This window comes from Micromonospora sp. NPDC049523, assembly GCF_040676775.1.
Taxonomy (GTDB): domain Bacteria; phylum Actinomycetota; class Actinomycetes; order Mycobacteriales; family Micromonosporaceae; genus Micromonospora_G.
Genome location: NZ_JBFAPP010000005.1, coordinates 14,769 through 37,594 on the forward strand (window position 1 = coordinate 14,769; position 22,826 = coordinate 37,594).

19 protein-coding genes and 1 tRNA gene are annotated in these 22,826 nt (G+C 70.0%); 9 read left to right on the top strand and 11 right to left on the bottom strand.

What is annotated here, in order from left to right; translation table 11 throughout:
• The first annotated feature begins 62 nt into the window (after positions 1-62).
• From AB0J90_RS08850 to AB0J90_RS08865, 4 genes are all read left to right on the top strand, one after another.
• Entirely contained in the window at positions 63-1,070 is a 1,008-nt protein-coding gene (locus AB0J90_RS08850) for an ABC transporter permease (protein ID WP_363593725.1), read from the top strand.
• Between the two features lie 133 nt (positions 1,071-1,203).
• Positions 1,204-2,160, top strand: a complete 957-nt coding sequence (locus tag AB0J90_RS08855; protein ID WP_363594339.1) for an ABC transporter permease — start codon at positions 1,204-1,206, stop codon at positions 2,158-2,160.
• A gap of 67 nt (positions 2,161-2,227) precedes the next feature.
• Positions 2,228-3,211 (top strand): ABC transporter ATP-binding protein, encoded by a 984-nt coding sequence (locus AB0J90_RS08860; protein ID WP_363593727.1) that lies wholly within the window; start codon positions 2,228-2,230, stop codon positions 3,209-3,211.
• Positions 3,208-4,341, top strand: coding sequence for an ABC transporter ATP-binding protein (locus AB0J90_RS08865; protein ID WP_363593729.1), 1,134 nt, complete (start codon positions 3,208-3,210; stop codon positions 4,339-4,341). The genes AB0J90_RS08860 and AB0J90_RS08865 overlap by 4 nt, the downstream gene beginning before the upstream one ends.
• A 68-nt stretch (positions 4,342-4,409) precedes the next feature.
• On the opposite strand, the gene AB0J90_RS08870 is transcribed toward AB0J90_RS08865, so the two are convergent.
• A complete protein-coding gene (locus tag AB0J90_RS08870) occupies positions 4,410-5,072 on the bottom strand; it encodes an HNH endonuclease family protein (RefSeq protein WP_363593731.1) in 663 nt (220 codons plus the stop codon).
• Positions 5,073-5,172: 100 nt separating this feature from the next.
• Here AB0J90_RS08870 and AB0J90_RS08875 point away from each other — a divergent pair, with 100 nt between their 5' ends.
• Positions 5,173-6,666, top strand: a complete 1,494-nt coding sequence (locus tag AB0J90_RS08875) for an MFS transporter (protein WP_363594341.1) — start codon at positions 5,173-5,175, stop codon at positions 6,664-6,666.
• A 67-nt stretch (positions 6,667-6,733) separates the two neighbouring features.
• On the opposite strand, the gene leuA is transcribed toward AB0J90_RS08875, so the two are convergent.
• The 3 genes from leuA to AB0J90_RS08890 form a co-directional block, all read right to left on the bottom strand.
• On the bottom strand, positions 6,734-8,482 hold the full coding sequence (gene leuA, locus AB0J90_RS08880; protein WP_363593733.1) for a 2-isopropylmalate synthase: 1,749 nt from the start codon (positions 8,480-8,482) through the stop codon (positions 6,734-6,736).
• Positions 8,483-8,807: 325 nt separating this feature from the next.
• Positions 8,808-9,353 (bottom strand): nitroreductase family protein, encoded by a 546-nt coding sequence (locus AB0J90_RS08885; protein WP_363593735.1) that lies wholly within the window; start codon positions 9,351-9,353, stop codon positions 8,808-8,810.
• 85 nt (positions 9,354-9,438) lie between these two features.
• Positions 9,439-10,341 carry a hypothetical protein gene (locus AB0J90_RS08890; protein WP_363593737.1) on the bottom strand — a complete coding sequence of 301 codons (903 nt, stop codon included), beginning with the start codon at positions 10,339-10,341 and terminating at the stop codon, positions 9,439-9,441.
• Positions 10,342-10,654: 313 nt separating this feature from the next.
• Between AB0J90_RS08890 and AB0J90_RS08895 the strand changes: the two genes are divergently transcribed.
• Together AB0J90_RS08895 and AB0J90_RS08900 are read left to right on the top strand one after the other, a co-directional pair.
• Entirely contained in the window at positions 10,655-11,920 is a 1,266-nt protein-coding gene (locus tag AB0J90_RS08895; protein WP_329106171.1) for an aspartate kinase, read from the top strand.
• A gap of 6 nt (positions 11,921-11,926) precedes the next feature.
• Positions 11,927-12,994, top strand: a complete 1,068-nt coding sequence (locus AB0J90_RS08900; protein ID WP_363593739.1) for an aspartate-semialdehyde dehydrogenase — start codon at positions 11,927-11,929, stop codon at positions 12,992-12,994.
• A gap of 172 nt (positions 12,995-13,166) precedes the next feature.
• On the opposite strand, the gene AB0J90_RS08905 is transcribed toward AB0J90_RS08900, so the two are convergent.
• From AB0J90_RS08905 to AB0J90_RS08915, 3 genes are all read right to left on the bottom strand, one after another.
• Complete coding sequence (locus AB0J90_RS08905; RefSeq protein ID WP_363593742.1) at positions 13,167-14,579, bottom strand: sensor domain-containing diguanylate cyclase; 1,413 nt, start codon at positions 14,577-14,579, stop codon at positions 13,167-13,169.
• Between the two features lie 367 nt (positions 14,580-14,946).
• A tRNA-Pro gene (locus AB0J90_RS08910) sits at positions 14,947-15,020 on the bottom strand.
• 95 nt (positions 15,021-15,115) lie between these two features.
• Positions 15,116-16,009, bottom strand: a complete 894-nt coding sequence (locus AB0J90_RS08915; protein ID WP_363593744.1) for a metallophosphoesterase — start codon at positions 16,007-16,009, stop codon at positions 15,116-15,118.
• 25 nt (positions 16,010-16,034) lie between these two features.
• On the opposite strand from AB0J90_RS08915, the gene AB0J90_RS08920 reads away from it, so the two are divergent.
• Entirely contained in the window at positions 16,035-16,490 is a 456-nt protein-coding gene (locus AB0J90_RS08920) for a GatB/YqeY domain-containing protein (protein ID WP_363593746.1), read from the top strand.
• Positions 16,491-16,636: 146 nt separating this feature from the next.
• Here the strand turns inward: AB0J90_RS08920 and AB0J90_RS08925 are convergent, their stop codons facing one another.
• Positions 16,637-19,069, bottom strand: a complete 2,433-nt coding sequence (locus tag AB0J90_RS08925) for a transglycosylase domain-containing protein (RefSeq protein WP_363594343.1) — start codon at positions 19,067-19,069, stop codon at positions 16,637-16,639.
• Positions 19,070-19,478: 409 nt separating this feature from the next.
• Between AB0J90_RS08925 and AB0J90_RS08930 the strand changes: the two genes are divergently transcribed.
• The gene (locus AB0J90_RS08930; protein WP_326561641.1) at positions 19,479-19,775 is read left to right on the top strand and encodes a WhiB family transcriptional regulator; all 297 of its coding nucleotides are present in this window, start codon (positions 19,479-19,481) and stop codon (positions 19,773-19,775) included.
• Here AB0J90_RS08930 and AB0J90_RS08935 read toward each other — a convergent pair.
• The 3 genes from AB0J90_RS08935 to AB0J90_RS08945 are packed head-to-tail and all read right to left on the bottom strand — an operon-like array spanning position 19,762 to position 22,500.
• Positions 19,762-20,913 carry an ArsA-related P-loop ATPase gene (locus tag AB0J90_RS08935; RefSeq protein WP_363594345.1) on the bottom strand — a complete coding sequence of 384 codons (1,152 nt, stop codon included), beginning with the start codon at positions 20,911-20,913 and terminating at the stop codon, positions 19,762-19,764. The two genes, AB0J90_RS08930 and AB0J90_RS08935, sit on opposite strands and share 14 nt — an antisense overlap.
• Before the next feature lie 54 nt (positions 20,914-20,967).
• Entirely contained in the window at positions 20,968-21,942 is a 975-nt protein-coding gene (locus AB0J90_RS08940; RefSeq protein ID WP_363593748.1) for an ArsA-related P-loop ATPase, read from the bottom strand.
• 39 nt (positions 21,943-21,981) lie between these two features.
• Positions 21,982-22,500, bottom strand: coding sequence for a hypothetical protein (locus AB0J90_RS08945; RefSeq protein ID WP_363593750.1), 519 nt, complete (start codon positions 22,498-22,500; stop codon positions 21,982-21,984).
• Positions 22,501-22,826 lie beyond the last annotated feature (326 nt).

The following is a 22,826-nucleotide window of genomic DNA, read 5'->3' on the forward strand; positions in this document are numbered from 1 at the left end:
GGCCGGGCGAATCGTCTGGCCCGGGCCGCTCCTGCGGGTATCGAGAACATGGTGTGTGAGAGATGTTGCGAGTCATAGTTCGCCGCCTGCTACAGCTGGTGGTGACCCTGATCGCGCTGACCGCGCTGATCTTCATCTGGCTCCGGAACCTGCCCGGTGGCCCTGTCGACGCACTGCTCGGCGAGCGGGCCACCCCCGAGCGGCGGGAACTCCTGACCAAGGCGCTCGGTTACGACCAGCCGATCCTGGTCCAGTACGGCAAGTTCATGCAGCGGATGCTCACCGGCGACTTCGGCAACTCGATCCGCACCGGCGACTCCGTCGTCGAGGTGCTCGGGCGGTCCTTTCCGGCAACGGTCGAGCTGGCCCTCGCCGCGATGATCATCGCGGTCGGGCTCGGCATCCCGCTCGGTTACCTGGCGGCCCGGCACCGCGGCCGGACCCTGGACAACCTGACCGTCGGCGGGACGCTGCTCGGCATCTCGATTCCGATCTTCTTCCTGGGTTACCTGCTCAAGGACGTCTTCACCCAGAACATCCACTGGTTCCCGCCCTCGGGGCGGATCAGCACCGGACTGGACAACACCAACGTCACCGGCTTCTTCGTACTCGACGGGTTGCTCACCCGGGAGTTCGACGCCAGCGCCGACGCGCTCTGGCACCTGATCCTGCCGGCGGTCACCCTGGCCACCATCCCGCTGGCGGTGATCGTACGGATCACCCGGGCCAGCGTGCTGGACGTGCTGAACGAGGACTTCATCCGTACCGCCGAGGCCAAGGGGTTGCGGCACCGGACCATCCGGGGTCGGCACGTGCTGCGCAACGCCCTGCTGCCGGTGGTCACCACGATCGGTCTGCAAACCGGCGCGCTGCTGGCCGGTGCCGTACTGACCGAAAAGGTCTACAACTGGGGCGGCCTCGGTACGTTGATCACCGACTCGATCACCGGCAGTCGGGACTATCCGGTGTTACAGGCGCTGATCCTGGTCGCCGCCCTGGTCTTCATCGTGGTCAACCTCCTGGTCGACCTCTCCTACGCGGTCATCGACCCCAGGGTGCGTGTGCGATGAGCGAGCGCAGCGAGCGAATGATCGGGCACAGCGTTACAGCTCATGGCGTCGGTGAGCGAAGCGAGGCGGCGGCATGAGCGAGCAAGGCGGGAACGTGAGCGAACCGAACACGCAGGACACCGGCACCAGCGGCATGAGCGGACGCGGGGTCACCGCGCTCGCAGAGCGGAAAAAGGCCCGGCTGGACGAGTTGGCGCGAGCGAGCGCCGAACCCGGCGGCGTGAGCATGTTCCGCGACATCGTACGGCGGCTGTCCCGCAACCCGGTCGCGGTGACCGGTGCGGTGATCGTCGGCCTCTTCGTGCTGGTGGCGATCTTCGCCCCGCTGATCGCCCCGCACGATCCGAACCAGCGCTTCGACCAACTGCTCGACGGGCTGACCGCCGACACGATCCCGGGATCCCAGGACGGCTTCGTACTGGGCTCGGACCCGCTGGGCCGCGACTTCGCCTCCCGGCTCGTCTACGGCGCCCGGCAGACGCTCCTGGTCGGTGTGCTGGCCACCCTGATCGGGCTCGCCTTCGGTGTGGTGATCGGCGCGATCGCGGGTGCCTTCGGCGGCTGGGTCGACGTCGTCCTGATGCGCCTGACCGACGTCATGCTGGCCCTGCCCGGTCTGCTGCTGGCGATCACCCTGGTCGCCCTGGCCAGCCGGTCCAGCCAGTGGACGGTGATCTTCGCGGTCTCGATCGTCAGCGTGCCGATCTTCGCCCGGCTGCTCCGCGGTGCGATGCTCGCCCAACGGGAGAGCGACCACGTGCTCGCCGCCCGCGCGCTCGGCGTGAAGGAACGCGCGATCGTGCTGCGGCACATGCTGCCGAACTCGCTGACCCCGGTCATCGCCCAGGCCACGCTCACCTTCGCGGTCGCGATCCTGGAAGCCGCCGCGCTGTCGTTCCTCGGCCTCGGCGACCCGGACATCAACCGGGCCGAGTGGGGACTGATGCTCGGCGTCGACGGCCAGCGCTACTTCGAGATCCGCCCGGAACTGGCCTACTTCCCCGCACTAGCGATCATCATCGTCGCGCTCGGCTTCACCCTGCTCGGTGAGGCGATGCGCGAGGCGATCGACCCGAAGAACCGGCGGTGACCGGGATGCACACGTACGCACACCCGGTCGGTTCGCCCGGGCACCACGGGCAAGAGGGGGAACCGGCATGAGCCTGCTCGACGTACGGGATCTGGGCGTGGTCTTCAACCGCCGGGGTGAACGACCGTTCACCGCGGTGGACAAGGTCAGCTTCTCGGTGGAGCCGGGGCAGACCGTCGGCCTGGTCGGTGAGTCCGGCTGCGGCAAGAGCGTGACCAGCCTGGCGATCATGGGGCTGCTGCCCAAGCGCGGCAACACGGTCAGCGGTGAGGTGCTGTTCGAGGGCACCGACCTGCTCAAGCTGCGCGCCAACGACATGCGGGACCGGCGCGGCCGGGAGATCGGCATGATCTTCCAGGACCCGCTCTCCTCACTGAACCCGGTGCTGCCGATCGGTCTGCAGGTCGCCGAGGTGCTGGAACGGCACCAGGGTCGGGACCGCAAGCAGGCGCTGCGCGAGGCACGCGACCTGCTGGACTCGGTCGGCATCCCCGACCCGGACCGGCGGCTGAGCGAGTACCCGCACCAGATCTCCGGTGGCATGCGCCAGCGGGCCCTGATCGCCATCGCGCTCGCCTGCAAGCCGCGGCTGCTGATCGCCGACGAGCCCACCACGGCGCTCGACGTGACCATCCAGGCGCAGATCCTGACCCTGCTCAAGGAACTGGTCGACTCCTCCGGCACCGCCCTGATCATGATCACGCACGACCTCGGGGTGGTCGCCGGGCTCTGCGACACCGTCAACGTCCTGTACGGCGGCAAGATCGTGGAGACCGCCGCACGGCACGAATTGTTCGCCCGCCCGCGGCACCCGTACACCCATGGGTTGCTCAGCTCGGTGCCGCGCCTGGACTCGCTGCGCGGCGAGCGACTGCACGCGATCCGGGGCTCGGTCTCGGACAACATCCCGTGGACGGAGGGGTGCGCGTTCGCACCGCGCTGCGACCGGGTGGTGGACTCCTGCCTCGACGGCGCCCCGGCCCTGGAGCCGACCGCGGTCGGTGGCCGGCTGCGCTGTAACAACCCGGTTCTGGAGGAGGTGGCGGCATGACCGAGTCCATCGCGGAGGCGCCGCAGGCGCAGGAGTCGAAGACGCAGGCGCCGCTGATCGAGCTGCGCGACCTGAAGGTGCACTTCCCGATCAAGAGCGGGCTGCTGGTCGACCGGACCGTGGGCTACGTCTACGCGGTCGACGGCGTGTCCCTGTCGATCCAGGCAGGTGAGACGTACGGCCTGGTCGGTGAGTCCGGCTGCGGCAAGTCGACGCTCGGCCGGGGCCTGCTGCGGCTGGTCGAGCCGACCGACGGGGAGATCATCTTCGACGGCACCGACGTACGCGCGCTCAAGGGCGAGGCGATGCGCCGGGCCCGCCGGCGGATGCAGATGATCTTCCAGGACCCGCTGTCCAGTCTCGACCCGCGTCAGTCGGTGCAGTCACTGCTGGTGGAAGGGCTCAAGGCACACGGGCTGGCCGGCGACAAGGCGGACACCCTGCGCCGGCTACGGGAAACCCTGGACGCGGTCGGCCTGCCGGCCTCGGCGCTGCGCAAGTACCCGCACGAGTTCTCCGGCGGTCAGCGCCAGCGGATCGGCATCGCCCGCGCGTTGGTGCTCGGGCCGGACCTGATCGTCGCCGACGAGCCGGTCTCCGCGCTCGACGTGTCCATCCAGGCCCAGGTGATCAACCTGCTGGAGGACCTGCAGGCCGAGCGGGGACTGACGTACCTGATCATCGCGCACGACCTGGCGGTAGTCCGGCACATCGCCGACACGGTGGGCGTGATGTACCTCGGCGGACTGGTGGAGGAGGCGTCCAGCGACGACCTCTACCGGGAGCCGATGCACCCGTACACCAAGGCGTTGATGTCCGCGGTGCCGGTGCCGGACCCGGTGGTCGAGGACCGCCGCGAGCGGATCCTGCTCGCCGGTGACCTGCCCTCGCCGACCAATCCGCCGTCCGGGTGCCGGTTCCACACCCGCTGCCCGTGGGCGCAACCGACCCGCTGCCGCGACGAGCGGCCGGCGCTGCGGGAGACGTCGACCGGGCACCGGGTGGCCTGCCACTTCGCCGAGGACATCGCGGCCGGCCGGATCGGGATGCACGACGTCGAGCCGGAGCTGATCCGGCCGACCGACCTGGCCACCCCCGGCGAGACCGGGGACCTGATCCCCACCGTCTAGGTCCCCCAGCGTCGACAAGGGCCCCTTCTGCCACCGGAAACGGTGGGAAGGGGCCCTTGCGCGCGGGTTCAGCAGGTGCCGAGCATGTCGGTGAGCGTGCTCTTCTCGGCAGCGGTGACCGTCAGTTTCCAGTGGTGCTTCACCGCGATCCAGCTCTCGGCGTACGTGCACCAGTAGTCGCGGTTCGGCGGCTGCCACTCCTCCGGGCCCTGGTCGCCCTTGCCGCGGTTGCTGCCCGCCGACACGGCGAGCAGTTGCGGTCGGGTGAGGTCGTTGGCGAAGTCGCCGCGTTCGGCGTCGCTCCACTCGTCCGCCCCGGATCGCCAGGCGTTCGCCAGCGGGACCATGTGGTCGATGTCGACGTCCGCCGGGTCGGTCAGCGTCTTCTTGTCGTAGACGCTCGTCCAGCGTCCGCCGACCACGTTGCAGCCGGCGAGTTTGATGTCCTCACCGTCGCGTTGCAGCACGGTGTCGCGGACGTCGCAGTTCTTGCCCGCGTCCCGCCAGTGCGGAAAGTGTTCGCGGGTGTAGCCCTTCATCGAGCTGGCCTGGGCCACCGTCAACTGGCCGAGCTGGGCGGTTGCGCCGTCCACCCCGGCCGGGCCGCTCGGGTCGGCCCCGGGCGTGGACTGTGCGGTGGGTGCGCAGCCGGCGCCGCCGAGCACGAGCGCCGCGGCGAGCGCGGCCGTGATGACCCGTCGGGCTGTTGATCTGGTACGCGAATACGACACCAGCCAAGCTTGCGGGCTGATCCGGATATCCGCACAGTATCCACCGGAGGTTTCGGCGTTTCGTAACATTCGCCGTATCACGCAAGGCATGTTGGACATCGTGGCCCCACCGTCGACGCCGATCCGGCTCGCCAGCCCCGCCGGCCGGGGACTGCTGTTCGCCGCGGTCCTCGCCTCCGGCATGGTGTTCCTCGACGGCACCGTGGTCAACGTGGCGCTGCCCCACCTGGGCCGCTCCCTGGACGCCGGCGTCTCCGGTCTGCAATGGACCGTGGACGGTTACCTGCTGACCCTGGCCGCGTTCGTCCTGCTCGGCGGCGCGCTCGGCGACCGGTACGGCCGCCGCCGCATCTTCCTGCTCGGCGTGATCTGCTTCACCGCCGCCTCGGTCCTCTCCGGCATCGCGCAGAACATCGAGTGGCTCATCGCCGCCCGGTTCCTGCAGGGCGCCGGCGGTGCGTTGCTGACCCCGGGCTCGCTCGCCCTGATCCAGGCCAGCTACCACCCGGACGACCGGGGCCGGGCGATCGGCGCCTGGTCCGGCTTCTCCGGGGTGTCGACCGCTATCGGACCACTGCTCGGCGGCTGGCTCATCGACGCCCTCTCCTGGCGCTGGATCTTCCTGATCAACGTCCCGCTCGCGGTGGTCGTGGTGTTCGCCGCCCTGCGCTGGGCGCCGGAGAGCCGGGCCACCGGCTCGGCCAACCAGGCGGCGGCCGGCACCGGAGGGGCGGTGATCGGTGCCGCCGGCAGCGCCGCACCGCGTTTCGACATCACCGGTGCCCTGCTCGGCGCGCTCGGGCTGGCCGGGATCACCTTCGCCCTGATCGAGGCCGCCCAGCGCGGCAGCGGCGGCGCCTCGGTGCTGGTCGCCGTCGGCGCGGCGGTCGGCGTGCTCTCGGCGGTGGGATTCGTACTGCTCGAACGGCGCAAGGGCAACGCTGCGATGCTGCCACCGGCGCTGTTCCGCCGTCGTCTCTTCTCCGTGCTGAACATCTACACCGTGGTCGTGTACGCCAGCCTCGGCGGCTTCAGCTTCTTCTTCTCCGTGCAGCTGCAGAACGTGGCCGGGTACTCGGCGCTGAAGACCGGGCTGGCGAACCTGCCGCTGACCGCGCTGCTGCTGATCGGCTCACCCCGGGCCGGTGCGCTGGTGGCCAGGATCGGGCCCCGGCTGCCGCTGACGGTCGGGCCGCTGATCGCCGCCGGGGGCGTACTGCTGCTGCGCGGGATCGGACCGCACGCGTCCTTCTGGGCCGACGTGGTGCCGGGGGTTTTCCTCTTCGGGCTCGGGCTCACGTTTGTCGTCGCCCCGCTGACCACCTCGGTGCTGGCCGCGGTCGACGACCGGTTCGCCGGGGTGGCGAGCGGTTTCAACAACGCCGCCTCGCGGGTCGGGAGCGTGCTGGCGGTGGCGGCGCTGCCGCTGCTGGTCGGCCTCTCCGGAGCCGCCTACCGGATGCCCGCCGAGCTGTCGAACGCGTTCCGGGCGGCGATGCTCTGGTGCGCCGGGCTGCTGGTCGTCGGCGCGGTGCTGGCCGCGGTGCTCATCCACCGGCCGAAGACCGGTCAGGACTCCCCGAACTCCGACTGACCCGCCGCGAGGGCGGGCCGACCGGCCACGCGCCGGTCGGCCCACTTGCTCGCCGTACGACTACGGCTCAGCCGTGTACGCGGTTGACCGCACTGGTCAGGGCGGTGATCGACGCGGTGACGATGTTCGCGTCGAGCCCCACACCCCAGACCGTACGACCGTCGACCTCCGCCTCCACGTACGCCGCCGCCTGGGCGTCGCCACCGGAGGAGAGGGCGTGCTCGTGGTAGTCCAGCACCCGGACCCGGATGCCGAGGCTCTGCAGCGCGTTGACGTACGCGTCGATCGGGCCGTTGCCGACCGCGGACAGCGACCGGTGCTCGTCGCCGAACCGGACGTCCGCCTCGACCTCGACCTTTCCGTCCACCGTGCCGGTGCGGTACGACACCAGCGACAGCGCCGGGTCGGGCTGGTGGTCGACCAGGTAGTGGTTGGCGAAGATCTCCCACATCCGGCCCGGCTCGACCTCGCCGCCCGCGTGGTCGGTGACCTGCTGCACCACGCCGGAGAACTCGATCTGGAGCCGGCGCGGCAGGTCCAGGTTGTGCTCCGCCTTCATGATGTACGCGACGCCGCCCTTGCCGGACTGCGAGTTGACCCGGATGACCGCCTCGTAGGTGCGACCCAGGTCCTTCGGGTCGATCGGCAGGTACGGCACCCCCCAGGTGTACTCGTCGATCGGCACCCCGGCCGCCCGCGCGTCCGCCGCGAGCGCGTCCAGACCCTTCTTGATCGCGTCCTGGTGCGAGCCGGAGAAGGCGGTGTAGACCAGGTCACCCGCGTACGGGTGCCGCTCGTGCACGGGCAGCTGGTTGCAGTACTCGACCGCCCGCTTGATCTCGTCGATCGAGGAGAAGTCGATCTGCGGGTCGATGCCCTGGGAGAACAGGTTCAGGCCCAGCGTGATCAGGTCGACGTTGCCGGTGCGTTCGCCGTTGCCGAACAGGCAGCCCTCGATCCGGTCCGCGCCGGCCAGCAGGCCCAGCTCGGCGGCGGCGACACCGGTGCCCCGGTCGTTGTGCGGGTGCAGGGAGAGGATGACGCTGTCCCGCCGGGGCAGGTGCCGGTCCATCCACTCGATCGAGTCGGCGTAGACGTTCGGCGTGGCCATCTCGACCGTGGCCGGCAGGTTGATGATCAGCGGCCGGTCCGGCGTCGGGTCGACGACCTCGATCACCGCGGCGCAGACCTCCAGCGCGTAGTCGAGTTCGGTGCCGGTGTACGACTCCGGCGAGTACTCGTAGAAGATCTCGGTGTCCGGGGTGTGGATCTCGGCGTACTTCTGGCAGAGCCGGGCGCCCTGGGTGGCGATGTCGGTGATCCCGGCCCGGTCCAGCCCGAACACGACCCGCCGTTGCAGTGTCGAGGTCGAGTTGTAGAAGTGCACGATCGCCCGCTTGGCGCCGCGCAGCGACTCGAAGGTCCGCTCGATCAGGTGTTCCCGGCACTGGGTCAGCACCTGGATGGTCACGTCGTCGGGGATCAGGTCCTGCTCGATGAGCTGCCGTACGAAGTCGAAGTCGGTCTGGCTGGCCGACGGGAAGCCGACCTCGATCTCCTTGTAGCCCATCTGCACCAGGAGCTGGAACATCCGCCGCTTGCGCTCGGGTGACATCGGGTCGATCAGCGCCTGGTTGCCGTCGCGCAGGTCGACCGCACACCACCGGGGTGCGACCTCGACCTGTCGGGTCGGCCACTGCCGGTCGGGCAGGTCGACGGCGAACTGCTGCTGGTACGGCTGGTAACGCTGGTACGGCATCCGGCTCGGGCGCTGCCGGGCGATCGGATCAGTGTCGGTGTCGGCTGGGTTGGGCATGGTCGAAGACTCCCGTGGTCATGCGGCGTCAGGCGTCGTGGGACGGACGTTGAAGGCGCTGCTCGCGCCGGAAAGAACGAGGTGTCGGGCGGGAACCGGCTGGTCGACGATGGTCAACCGGCGGGGTTGGACGGCGCGCGTCAACTCCGCGACGAGGTGCCGGCCAGATGGGCCTCGTCGCGGCAGCGAAGAAGGAGCGCCTGCCACATGACATCGGTCACCCTACGTGAGCATTTCCGGTTCGGGAAGTTCGGTCCGGAGTCTGGGATGCGAATCGCACTCCCGCAGGTCCCGGCTCCGGGCTGGCAGCGTTTGGTCGGCCGGGTCAGCCGAGCAGGAGTTCGGCCAGCGGGCGGCGCTGGCGCAGCCCGGTCTCCCAGCGGCGCAGGTCGTCCGGGAGTGCCAGCGGGTCACCGAGCCGGCCCACCGCCACCACCACGTGTGGCCGTACGCCGACCGGTAGGTCCAGATCGATCCGGAGCCCGGCCAGGTCGATGCCGGAGAGTTGGTGGGCGTACAGGTGCAGGGCGGTCGCCTGGATGGTGAGGTGTGCCACCGCCTGACCCAGGTCGTACGCGGCCTGGGTGGGTGGGCAGCCGGCCGGGATGGTCGCGGTGTGCGCGCCGAGCAGCAGCAGCGACGCGTTCCCGACCCAGCGCTGGTTGGCCGGGCCGACATTGGTGAAGATCCGCTTGTACGTCTCGTCGTCGCGCTGGCCGACGATGAACCGCCACGGCTGGCTGTTGCCCGCGGACGGGGCCCAGCGGGCCGCTTCGAGCAGCGACAGCACGTCGGTGTCGGTGACCGTGGCTTCGGGGTCGAAGGCGTGCGGACTCCACCTGGCCGCGAGCAACGGGGATAGCTCCACCATGCGCCCGAGTGTGCCGTATCGCACCATCTGTGCGACCGCCGGGGTCACCTCTTGTGTTCGACTGCACCCGGTACGTGAACGGAGATCATCTGCTCGGCGTGATGTCGGGCGTCGGCGACGCGCTCGGGGTGGGCGGCGCAGCCGTACGCAGGGCCGGGCCGGGCACCACCGGACCGGGCAGGGTGACCGTCGGTGGTGCCGCGGTCGGGTTGCCGGTCAGCAGCAGGGTGCCGAACGACACCTTCGCCGCGGTGAGCGTGCCGTCGGTGTCGAAGCAGTAGATGCCGATGTCCAGGGGAGCGCTGAGCGAGGCCGCGGTGGAGTCGACCGAGAAGCACGCGCCCCGCGAGTTCGGCAGCGCCCTGGTGGTCGAAACCGCCAACGACGCCTGCCGGTCGATCAGCACCCGGCGCCAGTCGGTGAACACGTGCTGCACCCGCGGGTCGATGTTCGCGGGCAGCGCCTTGCCGGGTGCGGCGACCTTCACACAGGTGGGCGGATCCGGGCGTCGCGCCGACGTCAGCGCGCACTGGAAGACCCCGTCGCGGGTCTGCGCGATCGCGACGTCGACGGAGCCGCCGAGTGCCCCACCCGGGATGTCGACCCGCCAGGTGCCGTCGTTGGCGCTGGTCAGGGCAACCGTCCGGTTCGGTTGCCCGGACCGGGACAGGGTGTAGAACGCGCTCAGGTGCCGGTCCTCGGCCGCCGCCGCCAGTCCGGCGAGCTGCGCCCGCGCGTCGGTCACCCCGGCCGGCGCGGACGCCGACCCGCCGGGGGTGGCCGAACCGTCGACGGCCGGCGGCTCCACCGGCGGTACGTCACCGCCCCCGCACCCGCCGAGCAACAGCACCGCCCCGGCCAGCAGTACGCAGACGACCAGCCGGGAACCGCTGACGAACCCGGGACCGGTGGCCGGTGCCGACGGGTCGGGCCGGTCGGGCTGGGTGGCGACCGGGTCGGTGTCGGGAAGGGTGGCTTCCGAACGCATCGTGCCATTGTCGGGGGTGTTCGGGCGTACTGATCAGTCAGTCGGGTGAGCGGTGTTCGGCGTGTCGCGGGCGTCACCGCGACCGGGCTGCCGCGCGGCGGACGGTGGGCCGGATGGTGGGATCGTGGCTGCCCCAGGTACAGGCAGGGCCGGTACCCTGAGGGTCGTTCATACGGCGCCGCCGGTTAGTGGCCGGCGGCGTCGGCACGCTCCGGGTTGAATGGAGCAGGCTGCCCACGACCGGTGCGAAACCGGCCGGTCGGCAGCGTGGTGGCCGGCGCAGCGAGCCGGCCGTGGGAAGGAGCAGACCGTCGTGGCACTGGTCGTGCAGAAGTACGGCGGATCCTCCGTCGGCGACGCCGAACGGATCAAGCGGGTGGCCGAGCGGATCGTCGCCGCTCGTAAGGCCGGAGATGACGTCGTCGTGGTGGTTTCCGCGATGGGGGACACTACCGACGAACTGCTCGACCTGGCGCACCAGGTCAGCCCGCTGCCGCCCGGCCGCGAGCTGGACATGCTGCTCACCGCGGGCGAGCGGATCTCGATGGCGTTGCTCGCGATGGCGATCCACAACCTGGGCTACGAGGCGCGCTCGTACACCGGCTCGCAGGCCGGCGTGCTGACCACCTCGGTGCACGGCAAGGCCCGGATCATCGACGTGACGCCCGGCCGGTTGCAGGGCGCGCTCAACGAGGGCGCGGTCGCGATCGTCGCCGGCTTCCAGGGCGTGTCCCAGGACACCAAGGACATCACCACGCTGGGCCGGGGCGGCTCGGACACCACCGCGGTGGCGCTGGCCGCCGCGCTCAACGCGGACGTCTGCGAGATCTACACCGACGTGGACGGCATCTTCACCGCCGACCCGCGGATCGTCCCGAACGCACGTCACATCAAGCAGATCACGTACGAAGAGATGCTGGAGTTGGCCGCCTGCGGCGCGAAGGTGCTGCACTTGCGCAGCGTCGAGTACGCGCGCCGGGCTCAGCTGCCGATCCATGTCCGCTCGTCATACTCGACCAACACCGGCACGATGGTCACCGGATCGATGGAGGAACCTGCCGTGGAGCAAGCACTGATCACCGGGGTTGCCCACGACCGGAGCGAGGCGAAGATCACGGTTGTCGGCGTACCGGACGAGCCCGGTGCGGCGGCCCGGATCTTCGAGACGGTGGCCAGTGCCGAGATCAACCTCGACATGATCGTGCAGAACGTCTCCACCGAGGGAACCGGCCGCACCGACATCTCGTTCACCCTGCCGAAGACCGACGGCCCCACGGCGATGGCCGCGCTCAGCAAGATCCAGGAGCCGGTCAAGTTCAAGGGGCTGCTCTACGACGACCACGTCGGTAAGGTGTCGCTGATCGGTGCCGGCATGCGCTCCCACCCGGGCGTCGCGGCCAGCTTCTTCGCCGCCCTGGGCGAGGCTGGAGTGAACATCGAGATGATTTCCACCTCGGAGATCCGGGTCTCGGTGGTGTGTCGGGACACCGATCTCGACGCCGCGGTCCGCGCTGTGCACGACGCGTTCGACCTCGGTGGCACAGAGGAAGCCGTCGTGTACGCCGGAACCGGGAGGTAACTCCTCATGGGCCAGCTGCCCACCCTTGCGATCGTCGGGGCGACCGGTGCCGTCGGCACCGTGATGTGCGATCTGCTCTCGTCCCGGAAGAACGTGTGGGGGGAGATCCGGCTGATCGCGTCCGCGCGGTCGGTCGGGCAGCAGCGGCTCTGCCGGGGTGAGCAGTTGACCGTACGGGCGCTGACCCCGGAGGCGTTCGACGGCGTCGACGTCGCGATGTTCGACGTACCGGACGAGGTCGCCGCCGAGTGGGCACCGATCGCGGTGTCCCGCGGCGCGGTCACCGTCGACAACTCCGGGGCCTTCCGGATGGACCGGGACGTCCCGCTGGTGGTGCCGGAGATCAACCCGGAACAGGTACGCAACCGGCCCAGGGGCATCATCGCCAACGCCAACTGCACCACCCTCGGCATGATCGTCGCGATCGCGCCCCTGCACCGCGAGTACGGCCTGCGGGAGCTGGTGCTGGCGTCGTACCAGGCGGTCTCCGGTGCCGGTCAGGCCGGCGTCGACACCCTGCACGACCAGCTCACGAAGATCGCCGGTGACCGGGGGCTCGGCTCCCGGTCCGGCAACGTACGGCAGGCGGTCGGTGACGAGCTCGGCCCGTTCCCCGCCCCGCTGGCGCTCAACGTGGTCCCGTGGGCCGGTTCACTCGCCGACGGCGGTTGGTCGTCCGAGGAACTCAAGATGCGCAACGAGTCCCGCAAGATCCTCGGCCTGCCCGATCTGAAGGTCTCCGCGACCTGCGTACGCGTCCCGGTGGTGACCGGGCACTCGGTGGCCGTACACGCGGTTTTCGGGTCCGAGGTGGACGCTGAGGGCGCGCGCGAGGCACTGCGCAACGCACCCGGCGTGATCCTGGTCGACGATCCCGAACGGGGCGAGTTCCCGATGCCGATCGACGCCGTCGGCACCGACCCGTCCTGGGTCGGACGGATCCGCCGCTCGATGGACGACCCACGCGCGCTCGACCTCTTCATCACCGGCGACAACCTGCGCAAGGGCGCCGCCCTCAACACCGCCCAGATCGCCGAACTCCTAGCCGCCGAATACACCTCCAACACCCGCTGACGCCTCCACCCCACCCCCCGCGCGCCGCTGCGCGCCGCGCTGTCCCCTCTTCTAGAGAAAGAGTGGCTATTTCCGCGCGGATAACCCCTTTTTCTCTACAAGAGGGCCCGGACGAGGCGCAGGGGCGGGGCAGGGAGGGGTGGGGCGGGGAGGGGAGGTCAGGGGGTGGGAGTTAGGCGGCGGCTAGGCGGATGCCGTCGCGGCCGTCGCGTTTGACGTCGTAGAGGGCGGCGTCGGCGCGGCGCAGGGTCAGTTCGGGTGACTCGGCGTCGTGTTGCAGGGCCACGCCGACGCTGATCGTGCGGCCGATCCGGCGGGCCGCGGCGACCAGGCGCTCGGCGATTCCGGCCGCCTCCTCGGGGCGCCCGACCTCGATCACCGCGATGAACTCGTCACCACCGACCCGGTACAGCTCGTCGCCCTGACGCAATGCCAGTTCCAGCGCGCGGGCCAGCTCCACCAGGACCTGGTCGCCCGCCTGGTGCCCGTACGTGTCGTTGATGATTTTGAAGTCGTCCACGTCGATGGCGAGCAGTGCGGTGCGCCCGGGAGTGGTTTCGGTGATCCGCTCGCCGAACGAACCGTAGTGGCGCAGCCCGGTCAACGGGTCGGAGCCGGCCCGCTCGCGCAGCCCGGCCAGGCTCCGCAGCCGGTCCAGGCAGGTCCAGGCCTGCGCGGCGAGCAGCTCCAGCAGGTTCACCGTGGTCGGATCCGGTCGCCGCACCCGCTCGTCGGCGACCAGCAGCAGGCCGCCGGTGTCGGCCGGACCCAGCGGTACGGCGATCAGCGTGCCGACCCCGTCCGGCAGCGGCAGGTCGTACTCGTCGTCGGCGACCGTCGCCTCGGCCTGGGCCAGCGTGTACGTGGAACCGCAGCCGTGCACCCGTGCCATCAGTCGGTCCAGCGCGGCGTAGTGCTCGGTCGCCGCGAGGCTGGTGCGGATCCGGCACTCGGGCTCGGCGGGGTCGCCGCTGCGCGGGTCGGGCGCCACCAGTCGCAGGCCGGTGGGTCGGGCCAGCACCAGGATCGCCGAACTGAGCCCGGACACGTCCCGGGCAGCGTCGATCGCGGCGGCGACCAGGTCCTGTTCGTCGGAGGCGGCGGTCAGCGCGGTGGCGTGCCGGAGCAGCTTCTCGTCCCGGCTCTCCGCCGGTGGGCCGCCGAGCGCGGTGATCCGGGCGCCGAGATGGACTCCGACCTGCTCGGCGGTCGCCTGCCAGGCGGGCAGATCGACTTTTTCGGTCCACTCCAATGCCAGTACGCCCACCGGCGTGCCGCCCGGTTCGAGGATCGGTACGCAGGTCTGGGCGATCACCCCGGCGCGCAGCGGCGGTTCGTCCGGCTCAAGGTGGGCTTCGTCCCCGAACGTCGCGTCCTGTCCGGTGGTGAGGACCTGTCCGGAGGTGAAGACCCTGCCGGCGATGCCGGTGTGCACCGGGACGGTGGCGAAGATCTGCCAGGAGCCGGTGGCGGCGACCCGGCGGAGCCGGTCGTGCAACGGCAGCAGCACGGAGACCTGCGCCGGCGCGTACCGCCCGAGGACGGTGACGGTGAGCTGGCAGGCCTCCAGGGCGGTCGACGCCATGGGTAAGCGGGCCGTCAGGGCGGAGATGACTCGGTCGGGTTCCGGGGGCACCTTTGTCGATCCAGGAGGGGCTGGGCAGGGGTGACCGCCCGGCGGCAGACCGGGCGGCGTACGACCAAGATTACCCACGGGTCCGGAACCGCTGCCCTAAGTCGATCATCATAGGTGCCTGGGAACACGGCTTTGAGCAGCGCTCATCACCTTCGGTATCCGGTGCGGCCACCACCCGTGTGGTGCCTCTCACAGCATGATCACGGTGGTCGGGTGACGAATCCGGCCGGATCTTCGTTTCGGGTGCGAGGAATGGTCACTCGGACCCGACAGCAGAAGGGGCCACTCCCAATCCTGGGAATGGCCCCTCAACTCGTCGGGGTGGCCGGATTCGAACCGACGACCTCTTCGTCCCGAACGAAGCGCGCTACCAAGCTGCGCTACACCCCGAGCTGCCGACAAATAGTAGCCCACGCGCCCCGGTGGTCAAATTCGGTATCCCGGCGGTGCGCCGACCTGGACCGCTGCTGGCCCAGGTCGGCAGGTCAGCGCGGAATCAGGGTCAGCAGCGACGCCTCGGGCCGGCAGGCGAAGCGGATCGGGGCGGTCGGATGGGTGCCGACCCCGGCCGAGACGTGCAGCCAGGAATCCGAGCCGGGCCACCGGTGCAGGCCCTTGGCCATCGACAGTGGCAGGTCGCAGTTGGTGGTCAGCGCGCCGTAGAACGGCACGCAGACCTGGCCGCCGTGGGTGTGCCCGGCGAGCAGCAGTTGGAAGCCGTCGGCGGCCATCTCGTCCAGCAACGGCGGCTCGGGCGAGTGGGTCAGCCCGATGGTGAGGTCGGCCTGTCCGGACGCCGGCCCGGACACGGAGGCGTAGTCGTCCCGCTCGACGTGCGGGTCGTCCACCCCCACCAGTTCGACCGTACGGCCGCCGGCCTTGATGGTCGTACGGGCGTTGTTCAGGTCGGCCCAGCCGGCTCCGACCAGCACCTCCCGCAGATCCTCGGTCGGCAGGTCGACGCCCTGGACGTAGTCCCGCTCCGGCAGCACGTAGCTCAGCGGGTTCTTCCAGACCGGGCCCTTGTAGTCGTTGGAGCCGAACACGAACGCCCCCGGTACGTCCAGCAGCGGCTGCAGCGCCCGCAGCACCCCCGGTACGCCCTCGGGGTGGGCCAGGTTGTCGCCGGTCACCACCACCAGGTCCGGGTCGGTGGCGGCGAGCGAGGCGACCCAGCGCTGCTTGCGTCGCTGGTCCGGGGTCATGTGCAGGTCGGAGAGGTGCAGGATGCGCAGCGGTTCCGCGTCGGTGGCGAGCACCGGCACGTCGAACCGGCGGAGGGTGAACAGGTTGCGCTCGACGAGGGAGGCGTACGCGAGGGTGGCCGCTCCGGCCGCCACGGTGCCGGCTGCCAGTCGGAATACGGTGCGCTTCTGCATGGCGACCAGGGTAGTTTGACGAGTCATGAGCACGCTGAAGGACCTCCTCACCGCTGACATGCGTACCGCCCTCAAGGCGCGGGACGAGCTGACCACGTCAACCCTGCGGATGGCACTCGCCGCGATCGGGAACGCCGAGGTTGCCGGCAAGGCCAAGCGGGAGCTTTCCGACGACGAGGTGCTGTCGGTGCTGACCAAGGAGGCGAAGAAGCGGCGTGAGGCGGCGACCGCGTTCGCCGATGCCGGGCGTGTCGAGCAGGCGGAGAAGGAGCGGGCCGAGGGCGAGGTGCTGGACCGCTACCTGCCCAAGCAGCTCAGCGACGAGGAGTTGGCCGAGTTGGTCCGTGGCGCGCTCGCCGTCGGCGGCTTCGAGGGCAAGGCCCAGTTGGGCCCGGCGATGAAGGCGAGCCAGGCCGCGGTGGCTGGCCGGGCCGAGGGCGGCAGGGTCGCAGCGGAGGTACGCCGCCAGCTCGGCTCCTGAGCGGTCCTACGGCCCCTGAACGGGGTTGCGTTGCACGGCTGGACCGATCGACGCACGGCTGGACCGATCGACAACGGACGGCGTACGGATCGACGATGGGCGGGCACCCGAGGTGCCCGCCCATCACTGTCTGCCGTACCCGATCGTCACTCGCCCGGGGGTCGACCCAGGTTGGGGCCGTCCGGGCCGGTACCGGGGCGGCTGGGGCCGTTTCCGCCCGGCGTGGGGCCGCCGCCCTTGCCGTTGCTGACCTGGATGACCACGACGCCACCCTTGGTGGTGCGGCCGTCCGGGTTGGTGCCGGCGGCGGTGCCCGCCGGGCACTTCGAGTTGGTCTGCGACCGGGCCACCTCGACCTCGAAGCCGGCGCCCTTGATCCTGGACTTCGCCGACTCGATCGACTGGCACTCGACGTTCGGGATCGAACGCTGGTCACCCTGGACGAGCTTGCCGCTCGGCGGGGTGAACTGGACGCTGGGCTTGCCCTTCATCGCGTCCCGCAGCGTCTCGTACACCGCCGGGTTGACCTTGTCGTGGTCCATCTTCTCGGTCGTCTCGGGCCAGTCCGGGTCCGCCAGGATGCCGGCCACGGAGAGCTGCTTGGTCATGACGACCAGGCTGGCGGTCCGGTCCGAGTCGGTGGTGCCGCTCTTGCCGGCGACCGGCTTGCCGACGATGCCACGTACGGCGGCGGCGGTCCGGCCCTTGCACTGGCTGGTCGAGGAGTTGTCACCGACCGGGCACCGGGCGGCGTCGACGGCCGCGCGGGCGACCTCGGGCTTGAACCGCTGCTCGCATCGGGGGTTCGCGATGTCGAGCGTCTTGCCGCTCAGGTCGCGGATCTCCTGCACCGGGATCGGCTCGCAGTACTTGCCGTCCGCGGCGAGGGTGGCGTACGAGTTGGCCAGGTCCAGCGGCGTGGTCGCGGAGACACCGAGGGTGAACGAACCCCAGTTGTCCCCGCCGCCCTCGGCGGTGGCGTAGGTGGCCTCCTTGCTCGCCCGGAAGTTGATGCCGAGCCGCTTGGCCGCGTTGATCGTGTTGAGGGCGCCGGCCTGTTCCTCGAGCGGGACGAAGTACGTGTTCACCGACGAGCCGAAAGCGCTCCACATGTTGTGCGGGCCGGCCATGCTCTTGGTGGCGTTGCGCGGGCAATACTTGCTGGTGCCCCTGCATGCCGCCGGGCTGTTGAACTCCACCGGGTACTTGGAGACGTACTCCTCCGGGGCGTTGATCGTGTGCGCCAGCGGCAGGCCCTTCTCCAGCGCCGCCACCATCGTGAACATCTTGAACGTCGACCCGGCCTGGTAGCCGGTGATGTCGCCACCGCCGGTGAGCAGCGGGTTGGTGGTGTTGGGGTAGGTGCCCCGGGCGCCCTTGCGGGCCTTCGGGTTGGTGGAGGCACCGTTCGCCGGCTTGTCCGGGTCGTCGAGCTTGTAGTTCCGGTTGACCGCGAGGGCGCGTACCCGACCGGTGCCCGGCTCGATGCCGGCCACCATCAACGCTTCCTTCTTGCCGGTCGCGAGATGCTTCTCGACCGCCTTCTTCGCCGAATCCTGTGCCGGGATGTCGAGCGTGGTGACGATGCTGTAGCCGCCGGACTTCAGCCGCCGCTCCCGGTCGTACGTGGTCGCGCCGAAGGTCTCCTGGTCCATCCACCAGCGGTAGAAGAAGTCGCAGAAGAAGCCCCAGTGGTTCTTGCTGGTGGCCACGCAGCCGTTCGGCGCGCGCTTGCCGGTGATGGTCAGCTTGACCGCCTTGGCGGTGTCGGCCTCCTGCCGGGTGATCGCGCCGATGTCGAACATGTTCTCGATGACGTAGTTGCGCCGCTCCACCGCCTGCGGGTAACCGCTGGTGGTGGCCGGGTTGTACTCGGAGGGGGCCTTGACCAGGCCGGCGAGCATCGCCGCCTCGTCGATCGTCAGGTCCTTCGGGTGCTTGTTGAAGTAGACCTGGCTGGCCGCGAAGATGCCGTACGCACCGTTGCCGAAGGGCGCGATGTTCAGGTAGCGCTCCAGGATCTCCTCTTTGGAGAGCTCGCTGTCGATCTGGAGGGCGTAGCGCATCTCGCGCAGCTTGCGCGCGGTGGTGTCCTCAGTGGCCGCCACCACGTCCTGCGGGTGCGTCGCGGAGTACGCGATCGCCTGCCGGACGTACTGCATGGTGAGGGTGGAGGCACCCTGGGTGGTCTGGTTGGCGCTGTTGTTGGCGACGAAGGCTCGTGCGATGCCCCTCATGTCAACGCCGTTGTGCTCGTAGAAGTCGTGGTCCTCGGCCGCGATGATGGCCTTCTGCATCATCGGGGAGATGTCCTTGAGCGGAATGTCCCGCCGGTTCTCGTCGTACATGGTGGCGAGCACCGTCTTGCCGTCCGACGCGTACAGGTAGCTGATCTGTGGCGCCATCTTGACCGTCAGCTCGGTCGGTAGCTTGTCGAAGGTCTCGGCGCCGGCCTTGGCGGCCAGGCCGGACATCGCCACCGCGGGGAAGGCGGCCGCGGCGACCACCACCCCGGCCAGCAGGCCACAGATCAGTAGCGATGCGCCGTTGGCAAAGACATTGTGGTCGCGTTTCCGCATCCGGGTCACCTCGTCAGGGTACGTGAGTCAGCATCGAGGTCGCGCTCCGCGTACTTTCCCCATTTCCTGCGGGCGCTGGTCTCGTTGTGCTAAACGCACGGACCCAGGCATGCGGTTGCGGGCACCGTGCTGCCGAGTCTCCTCCATCCGACGGATCTCCGCAGCGTTTTCGTACATCGCAGCCGGGTAGACAGCACAGACGACCGGGCAAGAAGCCCGGAGTGTCCGGATTAATGAATTTGGCCGACAACGTTGCGTAATCAGTCGACTACAGAGCATGATGGTCCGGCGAGGGAAATCGCACGTCGTCCGTGCCGCCTGGGGGCAGGCGCGACGGATGGCCGGGGGGTTAGTGGCCGGCTGATCGGCACGAGTCGGTAGCGGGAAAAGCAAGGGGGGACGTGAACAGATGGGCATGATCACAGACTGGCCCACTTTGGCGGCGTGTCAGAACGGTGACCCTGACGCGCTGTTCGTACAGGGCGCCGAACAGAACGTGGCGAAGCGGATCTGCCGAAGTTGTCCGGTGCGCTACGAGTGCCTGGCCGACGCGCTCGACAACCGTATCGAGTTCGGCGTCTGGGGCGGCATGACCGAGCGGGAACGGCGGGCGCTGTTGCGCCGGCACCCGCAGGTGGCCAGCTGGCGCAAGATGTTCGAGGCTGCGCTGAAGAACAAGGACAAGTCTCTGGTCACGACCGGCTGATCGCGGCGCCAATCGTTCGCAGCCCGTCGACGTCATGAACGTCGGCGGGCTGCGCCGTGACCGCCACCGTCGGCACCTGCGGGTACGCCTCGGTGAACGCCGACGCCACCCGCCGCTCCCGGGCCGCCTGCTGGGCCAGGGCGGCGTGCGCCCGCAACGTCTCCACCGTGGTCTCGTGACCACCCAACTCGGCCAACCGATCCGCGGCCGCCATGCTCTCCGCCGCCGTCGGTTCGTCCACCGCCGTGCGGTGCACCCGGTTCATCACCAGCCCGGCCAGCGGCATCCGCTCCTCGCCGAGCCGCCCGGCGAAATAGGCCGCCTCCCGTACGGCATCCGGCTCCGGCGCCGCGACCAGCAGGAACGCCGTCTCCCTGGCCTGCAGGATCCGGTACGTCTGCTCCGCCCGCTGCCGGAAGCCGCCGAACATCGAGTCCAGCGCCGCGACGAAGCCGGACAGGTCAGTGAGCAACTGGGCGCCGAGCACCTTCTGTACCGCCCGCGAGAACATCCCGAACGACGCCGTGACCAGGCTGAACATGCTTCGTCCGCCGGATCGGGCCGGGGCCAGCAACAGGCGCAGCATCCGCCCGTCGAGGAAACGGGACAGCCGGGCCGGTGCGTCCAGGAAGTCCAGCGCCGACCGCGACGGCGGGGTGTCGACCACGATCAGGTCCCACTCGCCCCGGGCGTGCAACTGACCCAGCTTCTCCATCGCCATGTACTCCTGCGTACCGGCGAAGGTCGAACTCATCGCCTGGTAGAACGGGTTGGCGAAGATCTCCGCGGCCTTCGCGGGGTCGCTGTGCGCGAGCACCACGTCGTCGAAGGTCCGCTTCATGTCCAGCATCATGGCGTGCAACTCGCCGCCGCTGGCCTCCACGTCGATGCCCTTGACCTGCCGGGGCGTGTTGTCCAGCTCGGTCAGGCCGAGCGACTGGGCCAGCCGGCGGGCCGGGTCGATGGTGAGCACGACCGTACGCCGTCCGTGTACCTCGGCCGCACGCAGCGCGAGCGCCGCCGCGGTGGTCGTCTTTCCCACCCCGCCCGAGCCACAGCAAACCACGATCCGTACGCCGGAATCGGCGAGGATCTGGTCGACGTCCAGCTGCGGCGCTGGTTGATCGGAAGGCACGATCCGAGCGTATCGGGATTGACCCGCCCACTGCCCAGGGCAGCGCTCAGGTGTGAGTCAATCGGCGCTGGCCAAGACCATTGCGAGCCGGTCGAGAGCCGTTCGGTCCACCCCATCCGGCAACAGGGGTAACTCGACCAACGGCAGCCCCAGCTCGACCAGGTCCGACCGGAGCGACTCCTCCAACTCCCGCCGGGTGAGCTGGTCGCGGGCCTCGGTGTGCAGGCCGGCGACGGTGGCCCGGTCGGCGGGCAGCCCGGCCGCGGCGAGCCCCCGGCGCAGCTCCGCCTGACTGACCTTGGCCGCCAGCAGCGCCGGCCGGGTGCTGTTGACGATCACCTTGCCGACCGGGATGCGCAGCTTGGTCAGCTCGCCGATCGCGTCGATCGTCTCCTGGACCGGCATCTCCTCCAGCAGCGTGACCACGTGCACGGAGGTGATGGGTGAGCGCAACAGGGCAGCCACACCCTCGCTCTGCGTCTTGATCGGGCCGACCTTGGCCAGCCGGGCAGCCTCTGCGGTGACGTTGAGGAAACGACCGATCCGGCCGGTGGGCGGCGCGTCCAGCACCACGGAGTCGTACACCCGGCGCTTGTCCGTGGTCCGGGTGGTCGCCTCCTTGACCTTGCCGGTGAGCAGCACGTCTCGCAGGCCGGGGGCGATGGTGGTGGCGAAGTCGATCGCGCCGAGCTTGCGCAGCGCACGGCCGGCGGCGCCGAGCTTGTAGAACATGTCGAGGTATTCGAGCAGCGCCTCTTCGGGATCCACGGCGAGCGCGCGTACCTCGCCGCCGCCGGGAAGCTCGGCTATCCGCCGCTCCTCGTACGGCAGCGGCCCGGTCCCGAAGAGCTGGCCGATGCCCTGCCGGCCCTCGACCTCGACCAGCAGGGTGCGTCGCCCCTCGGCGGCGAGCGCGAGGGCCAGGGCGGCGGCGACGCTGGTCTTCCCGGTGCCACCCTTGCCGGTTACCACATGCAGACGGGACGGCCAGCCCTTACCGGGCTGACCGACCGACCCCTCACCTGCTCGCACGTATACGAGCGTAACCAGCCGTAGTGGCTACGCCACGAGCTAGCCCACCTCGCAGACCCGCCAACCGGTTTTCTGTATCACCGTGAACTTGAGCTGCTGCTCCGCGGTCTTCTCGTCACCGGTCGTCATGGTGAGCTGCACCGAGACAATTGCCCGCTCACCGGCCTGCTCGTCAACTTTCGGCGGGTTCCACTTGAACCGGGGCGTCTTGTACGTCTGTGAGAGTTTTTTCACCTCGTCGACCTTGTCCGCGACGGCTGCCTTGTCGTTCGCCTGTGCGCAGACCAACGCGGCGGCCTTGTCCGCGTCCTTGTCGGTGTAGACCGCCTTCAGGAAGCTGTCCACCGCCGTGGCCGGGTTGGGCGCGCCCTGGCCGGTTTCCGCGTTGCGCAGCACCAGGAACGCCGCGAGTCCGCCGCCACCGCAGAGCACCACCGCCACCGCCAGCACGATCGAGGCGATCAGCAGGCCACGCCTTTTCTTCGGCGGCTGTGGCGGCAGCGGGTAGCCCGGCGGCAGCGGATAGCCCGGCTGGCCGAACTCCGCTGCCCCCGGCATCGGCTGCCCCGGGTACGGCTGCCCCGGCACGGGCTGGCCCGGGTACGGGGTCCCGGAGACGGGCTGTCCCGGATACGGCGTCCCCGACACGGGCTGTCCCGACCAGGGCTGGCCGGGGATCGGCAAGGCCTGCCCCGGGATCGGCTGGGTCGGCGGGGCCTGGCCTGGGATCGGTTGGGTCGGTGGCACCTGGCCCGGGATCGGCTGGGTCGGCGGAGCGTGGCCTGGGATCGGTTGGGTCGGTGGCACCTGGCCCGGGATCGGCTGGGTCGGCGGGGCCTGGTCGGCGTCCGGTGGTACCGGCGGCGGCGTGAGGGCGGGCGTTG

Coding starts and splice junctions, on each gene's coding strand:
- AB0J90_RS08915 (WP_363593744.1), bottom strand. CDS start 16,009: ATGCAGAAGCGCACCGTATTCCGACTGGCAGCCGGCACCGTGGCGGCC.
- AB0J90_RS08860 (WP_363593727.1), top strand. CDS start 2,228: ATGAGCCTGCTCGACGTACGGGATCTGGGCGTGGTCTTCAACCGCCGG.
- AB0J90_RS08920 (WP_363593746.1), top strand. CDS start 16,035: ATGAGCACGCTGAAGGACCTCCTCACCGCTGACATGCGTACCGCCCTC.
- AB0J90_RS08885 (WP_363593735.1), bottom strand. CDS start 9,353: ATGGTGGAGCTATCCCCGTTGCTCGCGGCCAGGTGGAGTCCGCACGCC.
- AB0J90_RS08855 (WP_363594339.1), top strand. CDS start 1,204: ATGAGCGGACGCGGGGTCACCGCGCTCGCAGAGCGGAAAAAGGCCCGG.
- AB0J90_RS08905 (WP_363593742.1), bottom strand. CDS start 14,579: ATGGCGTCGACCGCCCTGGAGGCCTGCCAGCTCACCGTCACCGTCCTC.
- AB0J90_RS08900 (WP_363593739.1), top strand. CDS start 11,927: ATGGGCCAGCTGCCCACCCTTGCGATCGTCGGGGCGACCGGTGCCGTC.
- AB0J90_RS08925 (WP_363594343.1), bottom strand. CDS start 19,069: ATGCGGAAACGCGACCACAATGTCTTTGCCAACGGCGCATCGCTACTG.
- AB0J90_RS08945 (WP_363593750.1), bottom strand. CDS start 22,500: ATGCCGGGGGCAGCGGAGTTCGGCCAGCCGGGCTATCCGCTGCCGCCG.
- leuA (WP_363593733.1), bottom strand. CDS start 8,482: ATGCCCAACCCAGCCGACACCGACACTGATCCGATCGCCCGGCAGCGC.
- AB0J90_RS08850 (WP_363593725.1), top strand. CDS start 63: ATGTTGCGAGTCATAGTTCGCCGCCTGCTACAGCTGGTGGTGACCCTG.
- AB0J90_RS08890 (WP_363593737.1), bottom strand. CDS start 10,341: ATGCGTTCGGAAGCCACCCTTCCCGACACCGACCCGGTCGCCACCCAG.
- AB0J90_RS08930 (WP_326561641.1), top strand. CDS start 19,479: ATGGGCATGATCACAGACTGGCCCACTTTGGCGGCGTGTCAGAACGGT.
- AB0J90_RS08865 (WP_363593729.1), top strand. CDS start 3,208: ATGACCGAGTCCATCGCGGAGGCGCCGCAGGCGCAGGAGTCGAAGACG.